General features: G+C 50.8%; 17 protein-coding genes. 2 read left to right on the top strand and 15 right to left on the bottom strand.

Annotated elements, in window-relative coordinates; translation table 11 throughout:
• Positions 1-41: 41 nt before the first annotated feature.
• The 11 genes from AC4QZR_RS19190 to AC4QZR_RS19140 all read right to left on the bottom strand — a co-directional run bounded on the left by AC4QZR_RS19190 (position 42) and on the right by AC4QZR_RS19140 (position 12915).
• On the bottom strand, positions 42-2222 hold the full coding sequence (locus AC4QZR_RS19190) for a hypothetical protein (RefSeq protein WP_494482357.1): 2181 nt from the start codon (positions 2220-2222) through the stop codon (positions 42-44).
• Positions 2222-3754 carry a BatA domain-containing protein gene (locus tag AC4QZR_RS19185; RefSeq protein ID WP_494482356.1) on the bottom strand — a complete coding sequence of 511 codons (1533 nt, stop codon included), beginning with the start codon at positions 3752-3754 and terminating at the stop codon, positions 2222-2224. Before AC4QZR_RS19185 ends, AC4QZR_RS19190 begins: the two co-directional genes overlap by 1 nt.
• A 54-nt stretch (positions 3755-3808) precedes the next feature.
• Positions 3809-4552: a class I SAM-dependent methyltransferase gene (locus tag AC4QZR_RS19180; protein ID WP_494482355.1), complete on the bottom strand. Its 744-nt coding sequence runs from the start codon at positions 4550-4552 to the stop codon at positions 3809-3811.
• A 61-nt stretch (positions 4553-4613) separates the two neighbouring features.
• Positions 4614-5513, bottom strand: coding sequence for a DUF58 domain-containing protein (locus tag AC4QZR_RS19175; RefSeq protein ID WP_494482354.1), 900 nt, complete (start codon positions 5511-5513; stop codon positions 4614-4616).
• A gap of 12 nt (positions 5514-5525) precedes the next feature.
• Positions 5526-6065 (bottom strand): hypothetical protein, encoded by a 540-nt coding sequence (locus AC4QZR_RS19170; RefSeq protein ID WP_253401697.1) that lies wholly within the window; start codon positions 6063-6065, stop codon positions 5526-5528.
• Positions 6066-6147: 82 nt separating this feature from the next.
• The gene (locus tag AC4QZR_RS19165) at positions 6148-7143 is read right to left on the bottom strand and encodes an AAA family ATPase (protein ID WP_494482353.1); all 996 of its coding nucleotides are present in this window, start codon (positions 7141-7143) and stop codon (positions 6148-6150) included.
• Positions 7144-7610: 467 nt separating this feature from the next.
• Entirely contained in the window at positions 7611-8228 is a 618-nt protein-coding gene (locus AC4QZR_RS19160; RefSeq protein ID WP_494482352.1) for a DUF4159 domain-containing protein, read from the bottom strand.
• A gap of 33 nt (positions 8229-8261) precedes the next feature.
• Positions 8262-8789: a hypothetical protein gene (locus AC4QZR_RS19155; protein ID WP_494482351.1), complete on the bottom strand. Its 528-nt coding sequence runs from the start codon at positions 8787-8789 to the stop codon at positions 8262-8264.
• A 94-nt stretch (positions 8790-8883) separates the two neighbouring features.
• Positions 8884-10200, bottom strand: a complete 1317-nt coding sequence (locus AC4QZR_RS19150) for a TldD/PmbA family protein (protein WP_494482350.1) — start codon at positions 10198-10200, stop codon at positions 8884-8886.
• Between the two features lie 148 nt (positions 10201-10348).
• Complete coding sequence (locus AC4QZR_RS19145; RefSeq protein WP_494482349.1) at positions 10349-11995, bottom strand: TldD/PmbA family protein; 1647 nt, start codon at positions 11993-11995, stop codon at positions 10349-10351.
• Positions 11996-12270: 275 nt separating this feature from the next.
• Positions 12271-12915, bottom strand: coding sequence for a septal ring lytic transglycosylase RlpA family protein (locus AC4QZR_RS19140; RefSeq protein WP_494482348.1), 645 nt, complete (start codon positions 12913-12915; stop codon positions 12271-12273).
• A 318-nt stretch (positions 12916-13233) separates the two neighbouring features.
• Here AC4QZR_RS19140 and AC4QZR_RS19135 point away from each other — a divergent pair, with 318 nt between their 5' ends.
• The gene (locus AC4QZR_RS19135) at positions 13234-14145 is read left to right on the top strand and encodes a DUF72 domain-containing protein (protein WP_494482347.1); all 912 of its coding nucleotides are present in this window, start codon (positions 13234-13236) and stop codon (positions 14143-14145) included.
• A gap of 304 nt (positions 14146-14449) precedes the next feature.
• Here the strand turns inward: AC4QZR_RS19135 and AC4QZR_RS19130 are convergent, their stop codons facing one another.
• From AC4QZR_RS19130 to AC4QZR_RS19115, 4 genes are all read right to left on the bottom strand, one after another.
• A complete protein-coding gene (locus AC4QZR_RS19130) occupies positions 14450-16534 on the bottom strand; it encodes an insulinase family protein (protein WP_494482346.1) in 2085 nt (694 codons plus the stop codon).
• An 11-nt stretch (positions 16535-16545) separates the two neighbouring features.
• Entirely contained in the window at positions 16546-17883 is a 1338-nt protein-coding gene (locus AC4QZR_RS19125; protein ID WP_494482345.1) for a M16 family metallopeptidase, read from the bottom strand.
• A 225-nt stretch (positions 17884-18108) separates the two neighbouring features.
• A complete protein-coding gene (gene dgt / locus AC4QZR_RS19120) occupies positions 18109-19494 on the bottom strand; it encodes a dGTP triphosphohydrolase (protein ID WP_494482344.1) in 1386 nt (461 codons plus the stop codon).
• 18 nt (positions 19495-19512) lie between these two features.
• Positions 19513-20406 (bottom strand): DUF3667 domain-containing protein, encoded by an 894-nt coding sequence (locus AC4QZR_RS19115; RefSeq protein WP_494482343.1) that lies wholly within the window; start codon positions 20404-20406, stop codon positions 19513-19515.
• 605 nt (positions 20407-21011) lie between these two features.
• On the opposite strand from AC4QZR_RS19115, the gene AC4QZR_RS19110 reads away from it, so the two are divergent.
• Entirely contained in the window at positions 21012-21485 is a 474-nt protein-coding gene (locus tag AC4QZR_RS19110; protein WP_253401720.1) for an Hsp20/alpha crystallin family protein, read from the top strand.
• The last annotated feature ends 17 nt before the right edge of the window (positions 21486-21502 follow it).

The following is a 21502-nucleotide window of genomic DNA, read 5'->3' as shown; positions in this document are numbered from 1 at the left end:
AGTTTCAGGTTCTACTGCTAAGTATGAGTTTTGCCGGTTAATTAATCTTTCAACTCCTCCAGATAACTCTCCGCCAGCCTGCTCCTCGTCGTGCCCCGCTTCTGCGGCGCTGGTTTGGCTGGTGGCAAAAGCTCGTACCACGCCCGTTCTACCGTTATCAAACAATTAGAACAAAGCGGACGGTTGGCGTTGATGTCAGCAATAAGGGTGCGTAGGTCTTGCATGGTGCGGAGGTAGCGACCGGGTTTGGCCAATGCCTCCTGTGCCAGTTCCCGTCCGGCCCGCTCCAGTAGCGCCACATCCTGCTGGCTATACCTGTTGCCCTGCTTTTGGCGCTCTAGCCACTGCAGCGCCTGCCGGGTGTCAGGAAGTTTGGTTTCGGCTTCTATCGTTCGTCGCTCCGTCGGGGCTTTTATTTTACTCAGGTCGCCTGTCAGGCGTTTTTCGGGTTCTTTGAGTGGCGGTGCATCGAAACCGGTTTTGGCGGCGTAGGCACGGGTGCTTTGCTGTACCTCCTTGAGCATGCGCAGGGCCTTGTACTCGTAAGGCAAGGCTTCTTTCGGACGATGAGTGCGCAGCCGCAGTTCGGCTTCCCACATTTGGGCCAGTGCGCCCTTCAATTTGGTTTTCACGGCAGGCTCAAAGAAAGTGGCAGCCTCCTCCTGATCGTGCTTGTGCAGGTATGGGTCGAGCAAGGCCTCTACACTGGTCTCGTCCTCAAACTCCGGATGATCGTGCCCGTCGCCTGCAAAATGCTCTTCTTCTCCGTGGCCTTCTTCGCCCTCCGGTATGCCGCCGCCCGGACCTATACCTGACTCGAACTCCTCACCCAGAAATTTACCATAGCGCAGCCGCAAAAGCTTCTGGTCCACACCCAGGTTGTTGCCCCGCTCTTCAAATACAGCTCGACTCAGTGTGTTTTGTTCTTTAATCAGCTTTTCGGTGTCGATGATGATCTGGCGCTGGCTGCGGAAATACTCGGGTACCGGGTTCACGCCCATGGTCAGGTCATCCATACTCTCCACAATGGTCGTGTCCTCGATCTGCACAAAGTAGGTTTCAGAGCGGGTGTATCCGCGGTGATTGTCCCAGGCCTGCACATAAAAGTAAAGCTCGTCACCGTAGGTCATGCCCAGCTTTTGCAGGTCAATCGTTTTGTTCACACTGAAATTGCGACGCTGACCGCTAAAGCCAATGCTCATTTTTTCCTCCCTGAACTTCACGGCCTCGCCCGAACCTTTAGCCACGGTAGCAATCATGTTCGCATCGCGCAGGCCGTAATCGTCTGATAATTCTGCCCGGATGGTTACACGTTGCGGGTCGCCGAACAGGATTTCCGTGTACTGCTCCGGCTTCGTGATCTGGATGGTCGGGGCTTCGTCAGGTATAATCTCCAGGGTATAGTAAGCCGATTTTTGTCCGTTGACAGCAATGCGATAGAGCGCCGGTTCTGTAAAAGTCCGCGACAAGGTATAGCCGCTATTTTGCGAGGAGAGCGCCATGGGTTTTCCCTCGTTGAGCACCAGTGCTAGACTTCGGACTGGGCGGTTTGTCTTGATGCGCCACGCTACTCGGGCACCCTGCTCCACCCGCAGGTTAGGCTGCTCGGCCTGGTAAGCTTTGCGCCCGGTATAGGCAGGCGGCGTGATGGTGATGTCGATTTTCTGGATAGAAACGGCAGTGTCGGCAACCGCTGCGGGCGTGTCGGGGAAGTCAAGTTGCAGAGGAGAGGCCGTGGTGACATCGGCCACTGAGGCGGCCGGCAGTGCGGCTATACCTGCTGCGACGAGCACGGCTATACCTAAGGCAACATAAGTTGGCTTCTTTTGCAGGTGAAAAACCGACTGCTTTTCAGGTATAGCGGTCTGCAGTCGATCGGCTACCCGTTGCTGTTGCAGGCGCTCCAGTAAGTTGAGTTCAGGAGTAGGTTGAAGCAAAAGTCCAGCGCTGTCCTCGAGTTGCGGATAGGTGCGATTGAGGTGACGGGCCACCTGCTGCAGGGTAGTTTTTTGGACGCTACGCCATGCCCAAATCAGGTATAGCAAAGCACCCAGAATTGTCAGGATAGCCAGCCCAGCCAGCAAAGGTACCTCCAGTCGCCACTTATACAGGATGGCAGCACCCACCAAGGCCACAGCCAGCGCCTGCAAGGTATACAGCCATCCCTTCGCCAGGATGTACTCCCGGCGGATACGCTGCAAGGTATGGAGGCTGCTCTGCATCAGGTGGTTTTACGTTTACTGGAAATCAATCGCTCTGCTAAAAATAACAGGAAAGCCAGCAACACCAGCCAAGGTATCAGGCTGTACTGCTGCTTTTCGGACTTGTCTTGTTTGATGACCGGCTGCACTATGGTTGATTTCAGTTGTGTTTCATCCAAAGCCCTGGCATCGTACTGATTGGCGCTTTGTTGTGGCAAAAGCAAAGGCAGCAAAAGCTCCGGCAGCTGCGGACTCTGCCCCAGCTGGCTCCAGGCTGGACCAAAACCGCTTCTGAAATGATAAACCTTTCCTATACCCAACTGTTGCACTAAAAGTAAAGGTTCTCCAACGGACGTCTGCCACACGATATTCGCATCGCTTAGATTTATACCTGCTTTGCTGTTCGCTATACCTGCAGAATGCTGCTTTATCCTGATCTTCTCTATACCTGTCGAAGCCAGCTGCGCGGTTATTGGCTCAGGCTCCGAAGCTGACTGCACCCACAGTTTGCTGCCCTTTTCCTGCACCTGCTCTAACCAAGAGCTAGGTACATCTTCATTGCTCAACCAAAATAACCAATTCGCAGAAGTGTCGGTTTGGGCGGCAGTGATGACGTGCGTTTCGATGGGTATACCTGTATAGCGACTGATCGCCTGCACGGCGGCCTGAAGATACCGCACCTCTGTTTGTTGCGTTTCGTCGTGGGCTATACCTATGTGGAGTGGTTTATTCCGAATAGCTACCGTTTGCGAGGCGCTGTTGCCCCATTTTACTGTAAGAGAATCTCCCTGCATACCTAAGCTAACCTGACTGCCGTTGATATTCGTCTCCCTAGCAATAGCAGCCACTTTGGTAGCATTAAATTTAGTGCCTTCGCGATTGCTTTGGCCCGAGATCAATAAGAGACTATCAGAGCGCAAGGTATAAGCGGCCTGTACCCAGTTGGTGGTGCTTTCCAGTGCCACCGGTACCCAGCGGATGTTCTCCTGCAATGTGGTTGGCGAACCCTGAAAGTGCCGTTGCTGATCCGAAGTGAAAAGCCAGACGCTATCCTGCTGTTGATCATACTTTTGCGCCAGAGCGGGCAGTAAACCCCAGTGATTGCCACTACTCACAACAGAGTCTATCGGGTTGCTACTAAGCGCCAGCCAGGCTTCTGCAGGTATAGCCTCAAAGTTCGGGGTATAGCGATGCAAGGAATAGCCGCGTTGTAACAGGGCATCCACCGTCGGTTTAATGTTGCGGAGGGCAGCGCTATACAGCAATTCCTGGCTGATGAAAACAGCTTTTTGTGCCTGCTGTGTTGTCGGGCTTCCTTCCCATACCGGTTTTGCCAAAGCTCCTGCCAGGAGTAAAAGGATGCAGCAACGCAGCACCAAAAGCCAGACGTCGTTCAACTTAATACTACTCCAGCGTTTGCTTGCCGACGGCTCCAGCCAGCGCAGACTCCCCACCTTCACAGTCTTCCCCTGCCGCCTGTTCCACAGGTGAATCGCGATCGGGACCAGTATCGCCGACGCTGCCAAAAGCCAATATGGGGAGAGGAAAGTCAAGGGAGTTTAAGAATTTGAGAGTTTAGGAGTTTGAGAGATAGAGGATTCTAGAGTTTAGGATTGATGTATTTTGCCTACTCGGGTTAGAATGTCGAATGTAACAGTGGCAGTCTCGCCCTCAAAAGCCTCCCGGAGTTGCTGCTCTACCTGCTGCACCGGATTGTGGCCTTGCTGCTTCTCGTAGTGCTTCACCGCCGACCAGGTGTTCAGGTAACCGATCAGGTCGTCGGGTGTCCAGGTATAGCTACTGCTGAATTTTGGCAACACAATCTCCTCAAAAGGAAAAGGAATGGTGCGGTAGCCCTCGTCAAGGTAATTACGCTCCGGGTCCCAATAACCTTCGAGTACATCGCTATAGAAATGATCAATTACCTTATCCAGAGCAGGATGCGTTTTAAGCAGGGCATACCCAATCACAGCGATCACCCCCTCGGGCTTAAGTACCCGCTCGACTTCCTGATAAAAGCGCTCAAAGTTAAACCAGTGCACCGCCTGCGCCACTAAGATCAGGTCTACAGATTGGTCAGCCAGCGAAGATTTCTCGGCCTGCTCTACCCTATAGTTGATGTTGGGCAGCTGCACGGCGTTCTTCAGCTGATTCTCACTAATATCAGTAGCTACAACCTGATTGAAAAGCGGTGCGAGCATGGCAGCTACCTGTCCGTTACCCGTGGCGCAGTCCCAGGCCAGCTGCCGGCCTGGCGCTATACCTGCCAGATGTGCAATCAGCTCCTGCGGGTATGTGGGCCTATACCTGGCATAGTCTGCAGCGTGTGCGGAAAAGTTATCTTTCACCATTCTTCTAGTATTCACTCCATCTTAATTCACTCATCCACTCAATCACTCATTCACTCATTCACTAACTTAACAACAGTCTGTTCTTCAAAAATGCCCTCAAGGCCTTGTCCAGCGGCTCGTCCGTCACGAAGCGGTCGTACGTAATCTGGCGGTTGCGCATGGCTTTTTCGGTTTGCTGGAGCCAGTCCTGCAGCTTGGTCAGGTATGTCTTGCGCTGCTCAGCGGTGCCTACCTGCATGGTCTGACCTGTTTCCAGATCCTCGAACGTCAACGTGCCTTCAAACTTAAAATCCAGCTCATTGCGACTCATCAAGTGACATAATAATAACTCGTGCCGCTGTGCGCCTAGTTTGTAAAGCAGGTCTGTTATCTCATGCTCGTGCTCATACAGGTCGGTTACAAACACAGTTAACTCCTTCTGCCGACGACCCGAGAACAGATTGGCGGCTGTATCGGCATTCGGGAAGCGCCCGCTGGGTTTGATCTCGGCCAGCTGGTGCCAGAAGCGCTGCAGGTGCATGTTATCGGAGCGGGGTGTCAGGTTGATCAGTTGCTGTTCATGCAACACATACAAACCCACCGCATCGCCTTGCGTGGTAGCCAGGTAGGCGAGTGAGGCCACCAAAAACCGCGCATAATCCATTTTGGTGAGGCCGTTCTCGTCTTCATGCGCCATCGAAGCACTGCCGTCCACGATAAAGCGCACGGTGATGTTGGTGTCTACTTCGGCTTCCCGGATATAATAACGGTCGGAGCGGGCAAACATTTTCCAGTCGAGCTGGCGCAGGTCGTCGCCGGGCTGGTAGCTGCGGTACTGGCTGAACTCCAGTCCTGCTCCCCGCCGGATGCTCTGGTTCTGGCCGCTCAGAAATCCTTCCACCACCGTTTTAGCCAGCAGTGGCAGGTCCTTGATTGTGGACAGCACTTTCGGATCGATAAACTTGTGCCCTGTTTGTGACATGAAATGCTGCTGTTAAACCAAACTCTGGCGTAGTTTCAGATCGACTAATTCTGCTTCTATCGTGGCTTCATCCAGTATAATATCCACGCCGCCGATCAATTCTTTGCGTACTTTCAGCATGTACTTCTGCGAGTCGGTATACAGCACAATGGCTGCATCGTAGTGAATGGCCTCGTCCATCTCCTGGTTCCAGTCCTGGTATACCTCGATCAACAATACCGGGGTTGATAACACGCGTATCTCGGAGTGCTGACCTGATTGGAGCAGTTTTTCGCAGCGGAGTGGCATCCGGCTTTCCTCTATTGCAAACTCGTAAAACGTTGTAGACGAACGGGGCGTCAGTTTGTAGTCAGCACTGATGTTGATAAAGCGGTGGTCCTGTTTGTTTTTGGTTAAGCCGATGGCAAACTCAGACGCCCAGTAGGTAACCTTTCCCCCGGTGGCCTGTATTTTTATATTGTCAGTGAAGAAATAACAGATTCGCTCTCCTACAATCCTTTTCAGGAGTTGTGTGCCTGACTCTGTTAGTTTCACGTTTTCTATTTCTTCCATTTGTTTTCAGTTTTTGCCACGTAGAGCAGCCGTAACCAGTGTTCATGCTACTTCGGCAGCAGGAGACTCAATACTGCTATACCTATACCAGCACCGCTTTAGGTAGTTCAATGTGGCGGAGCAACTCTTCTACCACTTTGTCTGGGGAGATGCGCTCGGCCTCGGCTGTAAAGTTGACCAGTATGCGGTGGCGCAGCACCGGGTAGGCCATGGTTTGCACATCGGCAGCGGTTACGGCAAAGCGGCCCTGCAGCAAAGCCCTTGCTTTGGATGTCAGGATAAGCGCCTGCCCCGCTCTCGGGCCCGCTCCCCAGCGCACATAGCTCTTGATGTGTTCACTCGAAGTTGTGTCGGGACGGGTGGCACGCACCAGTTGGTTCACGTAGGTCAGCAGATCGTCGCTGATGCTCACTTCCCGCACAAGTTGCCGCAGTTGCAGTATTTCCTCGCCCGAAATAGCCGGGTATACCTGTGACTGCCGCGTGCCGGTGGTGCTGGTGAGGATGCTCAGCTCCTCCAGTTCCGTAGGGTATTTTATTTTGATGTAGAGCAGAAAGCGGTCTAACTGCGCTTCAGGAAGCGGGTAGGTGCCGGCCTGCTCGATCGGGTTTTGGGTTGCCAACAGGAAAAAGGGCTTCGGCAAGGTATAGGTAGTGCCCGCGTAAGTCACTTCGTACTCCTGCATAGCCTCCAGCAGTGCTGCCTGCGTTTTGGGCGGCGTCCGGTTAATCTCGTCAGCCAGTACGATATTAGCGAAGATGGGCCCTTCATTGAACTTGAAGAATCGCTTGCCCGTGGCATGGTCCTCTTCCAGCACCTCGGTGCCGAGAATGTCGGTGGGCATAAGATCCGGCGTGAACTGGATGCGGCGGAAACTCAGGTCCATGGCGTTGGATAAGGTACGAACCAGCAAGGTTTTTGCGAGCCCGGGTACACCTTCGAGCAAGCCATGACCGCCCGCCAGCAGTGTGATCAGCACCTCGTCGAGTACTTCCTCCTGCCCCACAATTACTTTCTGTATCTCCTGCTTGAGCTGTGGCAGCTTGCCGAGGAGTTGGTTGATGTCTTGTTCAGTCACTGTTTAATGGGTTAATGACTTGTGTTATTGTAGCAATTGCTGTTTCAGGTATAGCCACCACTATTGTTTTATAGCTTGCCCTGGCCGGGCGGGCCTCACTTTTTTCCTTGATGAAAAAAGTAAGCAAAAAAATCAAGACTCCCCAAACTCGCTGAACGCTCGAACAGTGGGTAGTCAATTGGTGCACCTGGCAAAGCGATCTGTTTCATCGCTTCCGGTGCAAGTTAGTCTTGCCATACCTGCCAGTGGTTATTTCTACAACGCTTCTACCAGTAAAATGGCAGTTGCTGAAAATCCCCTTTTGAGAGGGACAGGGGTGTGTTATAGCAGCTGCCTGTCCTCCCTTCAACTAAGATCAAGATCCTTTCTGGATGACAGAAAGAAACTGGTATAGAAAAGGCCCCCTCGAAGGGGGCAGGGGGATGACAATCGTGCACGACAATTCTGAAGCCCCTGATGCAGACAGACTAACTCGTCAGCGCATACATAATAATATTCACCCCAAACTTCGTGTTATCTTCCGCTAACCATCGCTTGTTCCGAAAGTCGTAATCCCACTCGCAGCCGTAGTCTTTGTTACTGTAGAGTACTGCAATTCTACCGTTGATTTCAATCGCTTTCAGATAATCGTGTACCAGGTCGTCGCCCCAGCCGTTGAGCTCGAATGACGTAGTAGGCGGACCATCGTCGAAAGTAAAGAAACTACAGTAGAGCTTGTGGTTGTTGGGAATTTTTTTCAGCGCAGCCTGCCCGAAAATCTGCTTCATCTGCTCCTCAAATGACCTTGCAAAAAGCCCGTCGATGTCGTGGTTGCAATCGTCCACAAACACAAAGCCGCCGTTGCGCACATACGTCTCGAAGTTTTGTCGCTCCTTCTGGTTGAACTGCACCAGCCGGTGGCCACTCATATAGCTGAAGGGGTAGTTGAACAGCTCGGCACTGTCTAAAGGTATAATTTTCTCCTGCTCGTTCACCTTCACCGTGGTATACTCGATGAGCGAATGCAACAGATTGCTCGGCATACGTGGGTCGGTATCCCAGTTGCCGGAACGATACTGCAGTCGGACGAAGGTAAAAGGTTGCAATTTGGATAGTTTAGGGTTTTATACTTTATGCGTTTATTTGCTTGGTAATAAACTAAATCCAAGAATTTTCTCCGGGTCTAGCTCGGCTGTTCTAAGAATAAGTTTGTAGGCTTCTAAAAAATCATTCAGCTTCCTTTTATCGGTTTCATAGTCTGGTGTGTTCACATGATGAGTAATACTTGTGCCATTTGCTCCATAGGATATGGAACAGGAAGCTCCATCTAAAAGTGAAGGGTGCGGGCCATCGATAATATCTGTTTGCTTTATCTTCTGCAGAGAGGTGACAAGAGCTTGAAACTGACCTTCTGTAATTGCTATTTTCTTCTCCGTTGGCTTGGCCTCCGGTTTCAGGGAATTAGGGTTTATTTGTAACCGCATGGATACAGATTCTACTCTTAAGCTATAAGTATTGTCCGTACCGCGGGAAATGTGAACTTTAACACGAGCATTATCCGGTCTGACTGCGGTACTATATTCCAGTTTTATAATTCTAATCTCTTGGCTAAAAGCAGCTGTTAGGGACAAAATACTTATGAATATTACTGATAGCACTGCTTTCATAGTGAGTTAGCTTGTCATTCATAACCTTTTGGTATGAAAATGAATGCCGTACACAAAGCGCTGCATACGGCATTCAAGGTATAAGCTTTAGTGATTACACCGCGTCAGACAAACTGGTGAAGGTGAAGTCGCGGATCTTCATTGGTGGTACGAGGTTGCCGTTGATACGCTGCGGACGACCTAAAGCCTCCAGGTTGTTGAGCATGATGATCGGGCTCTCGTTGAAACGGAAGTTCTTCACCGGATACTGGATCTTGCCGTTCTCGATGTAGAAGGTACCATCGCGGGTAAGTCCGGTGTAGAGCAGCGTTTGCGGGTCTACGGAGCGGATGTACCATAGGCGTGTTACCAGGATGCCGCGCTTGGTGCTCTTGATCATGTCTTCCAGTGTCTGGTTGCCGCCTTCCATCACCATGCCGCCAGGGCTCGGTACGGATTTGGCACCAGTTTTCTCAGCCCAGAAACGAGAATTGTACAGATTCTTGATAACGCCTTTCTCAACCCAAGTGGTCTTCTCGCGCGGACGGCCATCGCCGGCAAACGGAGCAGACGGAATTTCAGGGTGTGTCGGGTCAGAGTAAACCGTGATGCGTTCGTCAACCAGTTTCTCGCCCAGCTTGGTTTTGCCGCCAGGTTTGCTCAGGAAGCTGCGACCTTCTTCGGCGTTGCGCTGGTCCATGTTACGGAACATATTCTGAAGCAAGTCAATAGAAGCAGCCGGTTCCAGGATAACGGTATACTTGCCCGGCTCCAGGGCCTTGGCATTACGGGAGTTCACCGCTTTGCTGGCTGCAATCTGGGAAGCAGCGCCTGTGTCGAGTTTGCTTACGTCGCTGAAGTCCTGCGTCACGTAGCCCGAACCTGTGCCATCTTCTGTTCGCATCGTTACCGAGAAGTCGACTACAGTAGACGGATGATAAGCAAAAAGGCCTTTGGAGTTGAGTCGCGCCATAAAGCTGGTCGAGTGCTCCAGAAAGCCCGCGGCAGTCAGACCTTTGTCGGCGGCTGCTTTTATGCTTTTGGCAGCAGCATCGGCTCGATAGGCGGCGTCTATTTTGGCAGTGGAGTCAAAGTGCGCTTTGGTGGTGATATACTTCTGAGGTCCCAGCATGGGCACATACTCGGGACTCTCCGGCGCAATGCGCGCGATCTCCTCGGCGCGGCGCACCACTTTCTCCAAAGAGGCATCGTCAAACTCGTTTATAGTGGCCACGCCGGATTTTTTCCCGAAGCGTGACTCTACTGACAAGGCCACGTTTTCGTCTGCCCCACTGGTGGACACCTCGTTACGGGCGTATCGGATATTGCCACCATTGTTGCCGCTCAGCGTGACCTCACACTCATCGGCTTTTGAGTAAGCCAGCGCCTTTTTGAGTAAGGCTTCTGCTTGTTCTCTTGTATATATTGCCATGTGTTTTTTAGTTAAGAGTTATGAGTTCAGAGTTAAAAGTTGATAAGCGGCGGAAGGTATAGTTCAGCTATACCTGTCAGCAAGGCTTATCGCTGAGTAAGGGCACATGTATGGCCGCTTAACTCACAACTTTTAACGCTTAACTAATTTAGATTTTACGAGCCGTATTGATCACGTTCACGCCATTAAAGCGTGTGTGGGCAGAGCCGTGCGATACTGCACTTACCTGGCTTGGCTGGCCTTTGCCGTCGAAGAACGAACCGAACAGGCGGTAGTCGCTTTCGTCGCATGAGCCCGCGCAGGAGTTCCAGAACTCTTGCGTGTTGCTCTGGTAGGCCACGTCCTCCAGCATACCTACAATCTTGCCTTTGCTGATCTCGTAGAACACCGTGCCCCCAAACTGGAAGTTGTAGCGCTGCTGGTCGATGGAATAAGAACCACGTCCGGCGATGTAGATGCCCTTGTCGACGCCTGAAATGAGTTGGTCCACGTTCATCTTTTGCTTGCCCGGCGACAGTGATACGTTCGGCATACGCTGGAACTGCACCGAGCTCCAGTTGTCAGCATAGCAGCAGCCATGCGACTCCGGCTCGTCGATGATGTGCGCCTGGTCGCGGATGGCTTGATAATTCACCAGCACACCATCTTTGATCAGGTCCCACTGCTTGGTTTTCACGCCTTCATCATCCCAACCTACCAGGCCAAGCGAGCCCTTCTGGGTCTTGTCAGCGAAGATGTGCACCTTATCGGAGCCGTATTTGAAGTTCTTGGATTTCCACTTGTCGAGGGTGGCGAAGGAGGTGCCGGCGTAGTTGGCTTCGTAGCCAAGCACACGGTCGAGCTCCAGCGGGTGACCTACCGATTCGTGAATGGTCAGGCCGAGGTGGTTCGGGTCCAGGATAAGGTCGTACTTACCAGCGGCGACTGACTTGGCGGTTAGTTTTTCCTTGGCTTGTTTAGCGGCCAGGGCGGCGTCTTCGAGCATGTCGTAAGCGTAGCGGTAGCCTACCAGACCTGTGCCTTGCGGCCCGTTGATCTTTTCGCTTGCTTTTGGCACCATGTACTCCCAGCCCATCCCCATCGGGGCGCTCAGGGCCTCACGTGTTCTGAACTTCCCACTTGCTTTGTCCACAGCCGTTACCGTGAAGTTTGGCCAGATGCGGTGGATGTCCTGGTCGATGTAAGAGCCGTCTGTAGAGGCAAAATACTTCTGCTCGTTTACCTGGAAGAGAGCCGAGTTCACGAAGCTGGCCCCGTTCTCCATGGCCTTGGCGTTGGCAGCCAACAGCAGGTCGGCTTTCTCGTTGATCGGCACTTCAAAGGAGTTCTTCTCGATCGGCGTTTTCCAGCTCACTTCGCCATAGCTCTTCACTGGCGCCAGTCTTACCGGCTCTTTCTGTAGCTTAGCGTTGGCCTTGGCGATAGCCACAGCCTCCTGAGCGGCCTTGGCAATACCCTTATCGCTCACGTCGGAGGTGGCGGCAAAGCCCCAGGTGCCGTTGGCCAGCACCCGTACGCCCACGCCATAAGACTCGGCGTTTACGATGTTCTGCACCTGCTTCTCACGCGTGAAAACATACTGCTGCAGGTAGCGGCCTATGCGCACGTCGGCGTAGGAAGCGCCGCTTGACTTGGCTGTATTCAAAGCTACATCTGCCAATCGCTTTTTCAGGGCAGGGTCTACCTGTTCCAGCGCTCTCTCGGGTGAGATGATATCGCCGAAAACAGGTATGGAAGGCAACATAAGCCCACCAAACCCGAGCGCCGATAGCTCGATAAAATGACGTCTTTTCAAGTTCTTTTAAGTTAAGGTTTAGAGAAGTTTAGTTTTAGGTAACTAAGTTTAGGCATTTGCATGCTTAAATCAAAGTGCAGGCGCAAGTTATAAGCCGTATAGCAGGTTTTTATAGATGAAGCAGGTGTATCCTTCTATGAAAATAGCGGCCTGGCTTTTAGAATATAGGAAATGGAGAAGGTTTAATGAGGAACCTGACAAAGCCCTTAAAACCAAAAAGCGGGATGCCATATCATGGCATCCCGCTTTTTGGTTATCAGTAATCTATTAGTCGTTTAGGCTTCGCTAACCTTTCCTGCCAGGCCTTCTTCTTCGAGTAGCTCGTTGAAGGCCTCAGCTTCGTTTCTGCTATTAAATCTGCCGGCTTTTAGCAGCATTACTTTTCGGCCGTTAACACGCTCTTCAGCCATCTCTAGCGGAAGGTGCTTGTCAAAGGCTTTGAGTTTGCGGCTAAGCGCCTCGGCCTGCTGTTGGTCGGCTGCCGTCTGGATGGTATAGGCTCCTGGCTTCGCTTCTGTTGTCGCAGCTGCCAGGTCACTCTTATCGAGCACCTCTACCTTTACTTTGGCCACTCCTGCCGAATGTATACCTAGCTTGTGAGCGGCTGCTTCCGACACATCAATAATGCGTTTACCCACAAATGGGCCGCGGTCGTTGATGCGCAGGATGACAGATTGGTCGTTGGCTGGGTTGGTCACTTTAACCATGGTGCCGAAAGGAAGGGTTTTGTGCGCGGCGGTCATCTCGTTTTTGTTGTAGCGCTCGCCGCTGCTGGTTTTTCTGCCGTGGTATTTGCTGCCGTACCAGGAGGCAGCTCCCACTTGGGTTTTGTCGTTGCTTTGTGCGAAAGTTGGTTGACTAACTCCGATAAATAGAAAAATGATTACTGTTAAGAGAATGCACTTTCTATCGTTCTTCATATAGTTTTTGGTTGGTGAATCCGCAAAGTTACGGAAAATTTTGAAAACAAGGTCTTATACGCTGTATCACGGCCTTAGGTATAGGGGGATACGCGCTGCCTCAAATAATCGCTATAAGGGCTGTAAAGTCAAAAAGGCTTTTTTTAGCTTATATGAGCATATTTTCATATACTATTATAGCGATTAACTAATTTGCTATACCCGAAAAAATATTTTGTTTTTCAGTCATAGCTGGAGTTAAAACGGGAACTTTTGGTGGTATATTTTGTTTGAGCCCAAAATTCTACCAAAGCGTATACTTTATAAAAGCATAGTGCCATGGACTTTGGAAAACTCTCGGATATCAGCCGCATTGACTTTGCCTTGCCAGCCGACCATCCTGATACCTTACCGCTGTTAAACAGGTATAGTAAGCGCTACAAAAAACCCAGGGTATACATTGGTCTGCCTGTGTGGGTAAACAAGGCCTGGGTAGGCGAGTACTACCCTGCAGGTATGAAAGAGAAGGAGTCGCTGCTGTGGTATGGCAAGCAGTTCAATACCATCGAGCTCAACAGCACGCACTACCACGTACCTGGCCCGGATACCATTGAGCGGTGGCGGAATTCTGTGCCACAGGGATTTACCTTCTGCCCCAAGTTTCCGCAACTCATCAGTCACGAGGGTCCGCTTGTGAGCTCCCTCGATCTGACTGCCACTTTTTGTGAAGCCATCGCCGGACTGGAAGATAAATTGGGATGTTCTTTTTTGCAGCTGCCGCCTTATTTCGGGCCTAACCAGCTGAATGACCTGGAAAAATTTGTGCAGTACATACCTGAAAGTGTGCCGCTCGCCGTAGAGCTGCGCCATCCCGATTGGTTTGTGGACAATGTGGCCTCGCTGGAGCTGTTTGAAGTACTGGAGAAATACCGTGTGAGCACCGTGCTCACTGATGTGTCAGGTCGCCGCGACGTGCTGCACATGCGCCTGACCACCCCAACGGCTATGGTACGTTTTGTGGGCAACGGCCTGCACCCCACTGATTATACCCGCATTGATGACTGGGTGGCCAGAATTAAGGTATGGCTCGATGCCGGATTGCAGCAACTTTACTTTTTCGTGCACGAACCTGACAATACCACCTCCCCGCAGTTGGCCACATACCTGATCGAGCAATTGAACAAGGTATGCGGGCTCGACATCAAGCCGCCGAAAAAATTTGTGCAGGCAGTGCAGGGAGAGTTGTTTTAGAAAAGAGTGCAGGTGTAGTCGACCTTCAACTAGCCTTCAATATTGGGTTTGATGATCAGATACTATAGTCAGGCAGTCAATTTGCTTGCGCTTCAAGAGACTTATACCTGCAGTTCTTGAATTCCTATACCTGCTATACCTTATGCTAAGAAACGGATTACTCTTATACCTGTCGCCCGTAAGTTTATACCTGCTTAGTAGGTATAGCAAGTACTCAGAGTGGCTTTTGATAGGTATAACCAGAAATAAAAAAGCGGCGTGTCCGGATGGGCACGCCGCTTTTTGGGTTATTGGGTAAAGGGTATTAGATTTTGAAGGCGTCGTCGCTGATACCTTTGTTCACTTCCACGCTCTGAACCTCTGCTTTGATCACCTGAGGACCAACAACGGTCTCAATCACGTGCGGGTATTTCACGCCGTCTACTTCTTTGTAGTTCTTGTAGCTCTTGGTCTGCGTAATAGCGCCTTGTGGCGTTTGCATGTTCTTCACATCTTTCAAAAGCAAACCTGTTGCCTTGTCAAAGTAATGAAGCGTTTTCTGACCGTTTGAGGCGGTCGCTTCTACGATGTAAGCTTCAGCGCCATCTACTTTCTCCTGACCGGTTACAGCCGTCTTAATGCCGAACTTCTCGAAACGGGTCATAGAGAACATGTCAGACTCGGCTTTAGAAGAAGCAAGCTCTTCGGCAGTCATGTCTTTGTTCAGGCCTTGCATTGGAGCTTCCATCTTGCCTTTATCGCCGTTGATGATCACGCGCTGCATCGGGCTGTTGTTCATCAGGATCTGGATCAGCATTTTGTCAGCGCCTTTTTGCTGTTGCTTAAAAGTTAGTGCCATACCTTGTACGCTTGCGTTCATGGTCACCGTCACGTCTTTCACCTTCTCGATGTTCGCTTTGCCACCAATGGCCTGGATATACTTCGAGATAAGCTGATCTGCTGTAACATCTGTCGGAATTGCTTTGGCAGCAGCCATATCTACTTTCTCGCCGATGGCATCAAAGTAAGTAATGGCGTTATCGTCTTTATCGAAAGCAACGAGCTTGTCGGCGATGTCTTTGGCGTTGCCAACAGCGAGGATATAAAGCTGGTCAGGGCGCACGTACTTCTGTGCCACACGCTGCACATCGGCCGCTGTAATTGACTCAACCTTCTTCAGGTAGTTGGCATAATAGTCAGCTGGCAGGTTGTAGCGCGCAGTCGAGATGGCGTACATGGCTACAGTACCTGGGTTCTCCAGACCACGGGCGAAGTTACCGGTGATGTAGGCTTTGGCATAAGCCAGTTCCTTGTCAGTTACCTGCTTTGTTCTGATGCCGTTGAATTCTTTCATGAACTCCGCTGTGGCACTGTCGGTTACGGCGTTGCGTACGCTGGCTGAAGCGTTGAAACGACCCAGAATTTTGTCAGAAGAAAGCGTAGAGTAAGCGCCGTAGGTATAGCCATTTTTCTCACGCAGGTTCATGAACAGACGGGCTGTGCTGCCGCCACCCAGAATGGTGTTCATCACCTGAGTTGCTACATAATCCTCCGCACCCGGCTTCATTTGTACAGGGTTTGTAAACGAAAGCACACTTTGTACTGCGCTTGGGCGGTCAACGATGACTACTTGCGTTTTGCCATCGTGCTTCGGCAGGTCGTAGTTGTGCGTTGGTACGTTGCCTTTTTTCCACTTGCCAAACGACTTGTTCAGCAGCTTTTTCATCTCTTTTGGCGTCACGTCACCCACCACAGCCAGGTAACCGATGTTCGGACGGAAGTAGGTGTTGTAGTAATTCTGCACATCAGTCAACGTAATGTTGTTGATTGTTTCTTCCGTAGTCAGCTCGCCGTTCGGATGGTTCTTACCAAAAAGCAGGGTGTTGCGAATCTTGCCGGCAATAGCATCCGGGTTGTCCTTTTCAGAAGCCAGATTGGCCAGCATCTGCTTTTTCACCTTGTCGAGTTCTTCCTGTGTGAAGTTCGGGTTCAGGAGGGCGTCAGCTGTCAGATCGAGCAGGGTAGGCAGGTTTTTCTTAAGCGAGGAAGCGCCAAAACCGGTTGAGTTGAACGAAAGGTTCGCACCGATAAAGTCCACTTGCTCGTCAAACTGGTCTTTGCTGCGGGTTTTGGTACCTGTGCGCATCATCTGGCCCGCCATATTCACGTAGCCCGCTTTGTCGCCTTCCAGAACCGGATCGCGGTCGAGTACCAGCGACATGTTCACGACTGGCAGTTTGTGGTTTTCAACTACGTATACCTTCAAGCCGTTTTTCAGGGTGAAGTGCTCGTACTTGCCCAGTTCAATTTTAGGGGCCGGACCAGCCGGAGGAGGCGTTTGTTTTGTCTGCGCTGTGGCCACCGTAGTGAGCGCCAGCATCAGTAGGAGTATGTTATATATTCTCTTCATGATAATCTAAATTAATTGCTTGGTTGAGCTGACTTTGGTAGGTAGTGCAACACCACGCGGTTGTTTTTGGTGAGGTACTTGTTGGCCACACGCTGAATGTCTTCCTTGGTCACTTTCATGTAGCGGTCAATCTCGTTGTTGATCAGGTTGGCATCGCCGTAGTACACGTGGTAGTTGGCCAGGTTTTCGGCACGACCAGCTACCGTGCTGTTCTGCTGCACAAACTGGCTTTCCATCTGGTTGCGCAGTTTCTGGAACTCACGCTCGCTTATCAGCTCTTTTTTCACAAGTTCGATCTCTGCGTCCACAGCGCTCTCCAGGTCCTTCGCATCCACTCCCATGTTAGCGATCGCGTAAGTCAGGAACAAGCCCGGATCTTCGGTAGGGAAAGGTATAGAAAGAGCGGCAACGGCTTTCTGCTGCTTGTCTACAATGGCCTTTGGCATACGGGCGCTCTGGCCGCCGGAAAGCAACGTAGTCAGCATAGACAGGGCATAATGGTCTTCAGTGCCTTGTGCCGGAATGTGGTACGCCTGAATAACGGCTGGTAGCTGAATGTTGTCATACACCACTTTGCGACGTTCTTCGGTCTGGGCAGGCTCCACCACGTTTGGTCTCGGGATTTCCTTAGTTCCTTTCGGGATTTTGGCAAAATATTGCTCAATCAGCTTCTTTGTCTCGTCGATGTTGATATCACCGGCGATAGAAAGCGTGGCGTTATTTGGCACATAGAAGGTCTTATAGAAATCGCGGAATTCCTCGATTTTGGCATTGTTCAGGTCTTCGAACGTTCCGATCGGCGTGATTTTGTACGGGTGCTCGGTATAGGCAAGACCGAAAGTGTTCTCCAGGATAGTACCGTAAGGCTGGTTGTCTACGCGCATGCGCTTCTCTTCCTGCACTACTTTACGCTGGGTTTCCACACCAACTTCGTCTACTTTGGCACCTACCATACGCTCAGCTTCCATCCACAGGCCAAGGGCCAGCTGGTTAGAAGGCAACAGCTCATAATAATAAGTGCGGTCAAACGATGTGTTGGCATTCAGAGAGCCGCCAGCAGCCTGCACCATGTTCATGTACTGGCCACGCTCAATGTTCTCGGTGCCCTCGAACATCAGGTGTTCAAAGAAGTGCGCAAAGCCTGTGCGGCCTTTTACTTCGTTTTTGGAGCCCACATGGTATAGCACCGACACTGCCACGTTAGGAGTGGATTTGTCCTGATGCAAAATCACGTGCAGTCCGTTCGGGAGCGTATACTCCGTGAATTCGATCTTATTGCTCTTGGTCTGGGCGAAGGCTGCAAAGCCCGACGCAACCCAAACAAGGCAAAGTAGAAGTTTTCGTTTCATAAAAGAATAAAGGTTTAGGAATAGAATTGCTCTATCACACGACTTATGTTATAAAGCCTATAAAATTAGTGTAAATATTGAAAGAGTTTTACACAAATAGCCGAATGCCTATGTTCACTCTACTAACGGGGAGGTATAGCGGATAAACATTGGAGATCGGGGATTGATTTTAGATGTCCATCTTATTGGGAGGCCACATTTGACTGCGAACTGCATACCCACCCCTTAATACATCTTCGGCAACTCTATCCCTTTTATCTTCCGGTACAACCCGAGTGCGGCCTGGTCGGTGAGGCTGGTGACGTAGTCGGTGATGTGGATGATACGGTCGTAGTCGGAGGAGCCTTCGGGTAGCTGCAGGTAGTGGGGCGGAATGAGATCGGCTATTTTGCGGTGGTGTCTGGAGTCCTGGCGGAAAGCGGCTTTCATGCAGGCATCCAGCAGACCGCCGAGCACTTCGAAGCCAGCTGCCTCTATTTCCAGCACGGGTTTATTGCGGTAGATCAGCTCAATGGAAAGGCTTTTGATCTCGTCGAGCACGGGTTTGCAGCTGAGCTCGTTGATGAGCGGTTTGTCGTAGGTGCCTGCCAGAATCGCCTCCTCGTGTTGCAGGAAAATCTGGGTGGTCTCCTGAATGAGTTTGCCGATGATGCGGGCACGCAGGTAACCGATCTCTTCACGCCAATCATAAAAAGTAAGGCTGGACACGCGGTCGGGTGCATCGTTCAGGATCTGGCGCAACAGCGCTATACCTTGCTGGTGCGGTACCAGTCCGAGCTTAAGACCGTCTTCAAAGTCGATGATGCGGTAGCAGATGTCATCCGCGGCCTCTACCAAAAAAGCAAGTGGGTGACGGTGATAGAATATCTGATTATCAGTCCCTTTTTTAAGCAGCCCCAGTTCCTGCGCGATGGTGTTGAACCAGGCTTTCTCTGTTTGGAAAAAACCGTATTTCTTTTCGCTGGTGCTTTTGGTGCCTCTTATTTCCGGCAGCGACTCCTTTGGGTATTTGGTGAAAGTCGCCAGTGTGGTGAAAGTCAGGCTCAGGCCACTGTGGCTTACACCGTCGGGCAATTTGCAGTGCGCCGGGTAGGTATAAGTAAGCACCCGGAAGCCAGCTGCATTGCCTTCGAAGCGCTGCAGATCGGCTTTTTGTGCCTCCGTCAGGTTGGTCAGGAACGGCTGGGCCTCCTCACTCAGAAAGTAAGCCGAGATGGCATCCTCGCCGGAGTGTCCGAAAGGCGGGTTGCCGATGTCGTGGGCCAGGCAGGCTGCCGCTACCATATCACCAAAGTCAGCTTCCTGTATGTTTTTGTCTCCTGTTAATTCCGGGTAGCGCTCCAGTATACTTTTGCCTACGATGCGGCCAAGCGACCGACCCACTACCGAAGCTTCGAGGCTGTGCGTGAGGCGGGTATGCACAAAGTCGCTCTCCGGCATCGGCATTACCTGCGTTTTGTTCTGCAGGCGGCGGAAGGCGGAAGAGAACACGATGCGGTCGTAGTCGCGCTGAAACTCGCCGCGCACCGATTCGTCTGAACTATACTTGCTGTCGGTTGTCTCGAAGCGTTTTTTAGAGATTAAGCGTTCCCAGGAGGTAGAAAGGTTCATGTAGTAATAGGGTATAAATTAACTGAACAACACGCTAATGCCCAAGGTAGCCAGAAATAATATGATCAATGATACCATGTAAGTCAGGCCGATCGGAATCAACTTAACAGCCGTGCGCAGGTACGATTCCTTGTATACATAGCGCAGCGCAAAAAACAAATAGGCCATGCTGATTAGAAACACCCATCCATTGGTGTCAAAGCTGCTGAAAACTACCTCTACCAGTATGGCAAACATGATCAGCAGGAAAACAAAGGTATGGAAATGAACAGAGAACATCAGGTGCTCCACGTAATTGCGGCGCTGAGACCGGTAGAACAGGTATAGGATGAACCCGAAAAAGGGCATGAGCACAAACATCATGAAGGAGATATTCTTCAGTAGCTTCTGGCGTGACTGTTCTTCGTTTTTAAGGAAGTTTCTGAACTTATGATCTACCTCCTCATTAAGAATGACAGCTGAGGTGTCGCTGGTCGCCAAGCCAACCCGTGACCTGGCTAAGGAGTCAGCCTGCATTACCCGGGCGGCAGCATCTTGATTAGTGGTCTCCAGCTTTTCTATTGCACCCTCTCCATCATTCACCACAAGATTCTCTGAGGCAAACAAGGCAATCGTGGTAAAGAAAAAGATGCTCACAAACACATAAAGCCTGAACGGCGGAACGTAAGAAGCCCGCTGGCCCAGGTTGAATTTTTCAGTCAGGTAACCGGGGCGGGTGATCAGGTACTTGAACGTGCGCCAGAACTTAGTGTCATAGTGTAAGGTGCTTTCAAAGGCCTCCTCTACCAGGTGCTTTACCGGCACGTTCAGATCATGGTTTTCCTGTCCACAGTTGGGGCAGTAGTTGTTCACTTCCTCAAAGGTATAGCCGCAGTTAGGGCATTGTACAAACTTTCGTCTTCTCTTCGCCATGGGCATGTAAAGGGCAGTACGCTTAACTTGTCAAATATAGTATACTCACTATAATAAAACTACCATTAGCTTTTTGTCAAAAATTCTTGGGTACCGCTATAATTCGTTGTTGCAACAAAGTAAATATATTTTGGGATGTTACCTTTTACGTTTTCAAAGATGGGTCAACTGTTCTTGTGAGCTTATAAGGTGTTTTTTTAAGTAAAAACCAACCAGATCCAGTGTTTAGTACTAGTTACCTTTTGATATAAAGTCTCCTTTGCGTGCAGCCGATGTTTTACAACATTTGTACAGTTACTCGAGCCTATTCCGAGCGATGGAAAACAGACTGTCCCTTTCCAAGCAATGAAAACTACACGCGAGCTACTGACAAAACCCTGCGTCGGGTATACGCTTACGCTCCTGGAGCATATGCCCTGACATCTGAAAACAAACCTTAATCCTGAAAGGCGACCAGAAACATTCATTTGTTCCTGGTCGCTTTTTTTATTTGTATTCAAGGTTAAACTATAAGGAAATCAAGGCGTAGAGATTAGTGGAGTTCTCCCATCCTGCAAAGGATGTTCACGCAGTATGTTTAACCAAAACCAAAAGGAGGTACCACTATGAAACCAATGAAGAAAGAACGTACAGGAGGTGAGAGCCTCGCTCCGAGGTCGTTCTTCACAGATTTTTTCAGCGATGTAGATCGCTTTTTTGAGAACGACCTGCTGCGAATGCCGGCACAGATCGGGCGACAGATCATGCGGAACATGCCCGCTACCAATATCCGCGAAAATGAAAGAGAGTACACCATAGAGTTGGCGGCACCAGGTATGGCGAAAGATGATTTCGCGGTAGACATAGATGAGGGCATGCTGACGATCAGCAGTCAGAAAGAGCAGGATACCACAACAGAAGAAGATAACTATACCCGCCGGGAATATAATTACAGCTCATTCAGCCGCTCGTTCAAGCTGCCGGATGCTGTAAGGCCAGAAGAAATAAAGGCGCGCTACGAAGAGGGTGTGCTGAAAATAACAGTGCCAAAGCAAGAGCAGGCAAATAACAACAACCGTAAGCGTGTCAACATCGAATAAGGTGCCAGGCGAAACAG

The sequence above is a fragment of the Pontibacter sp. YIM B11418 genome (genome assembly GCF_059278805.1).
This window is presented reverse-complemented; position numbering and strand designations above follow the sequence as displayed.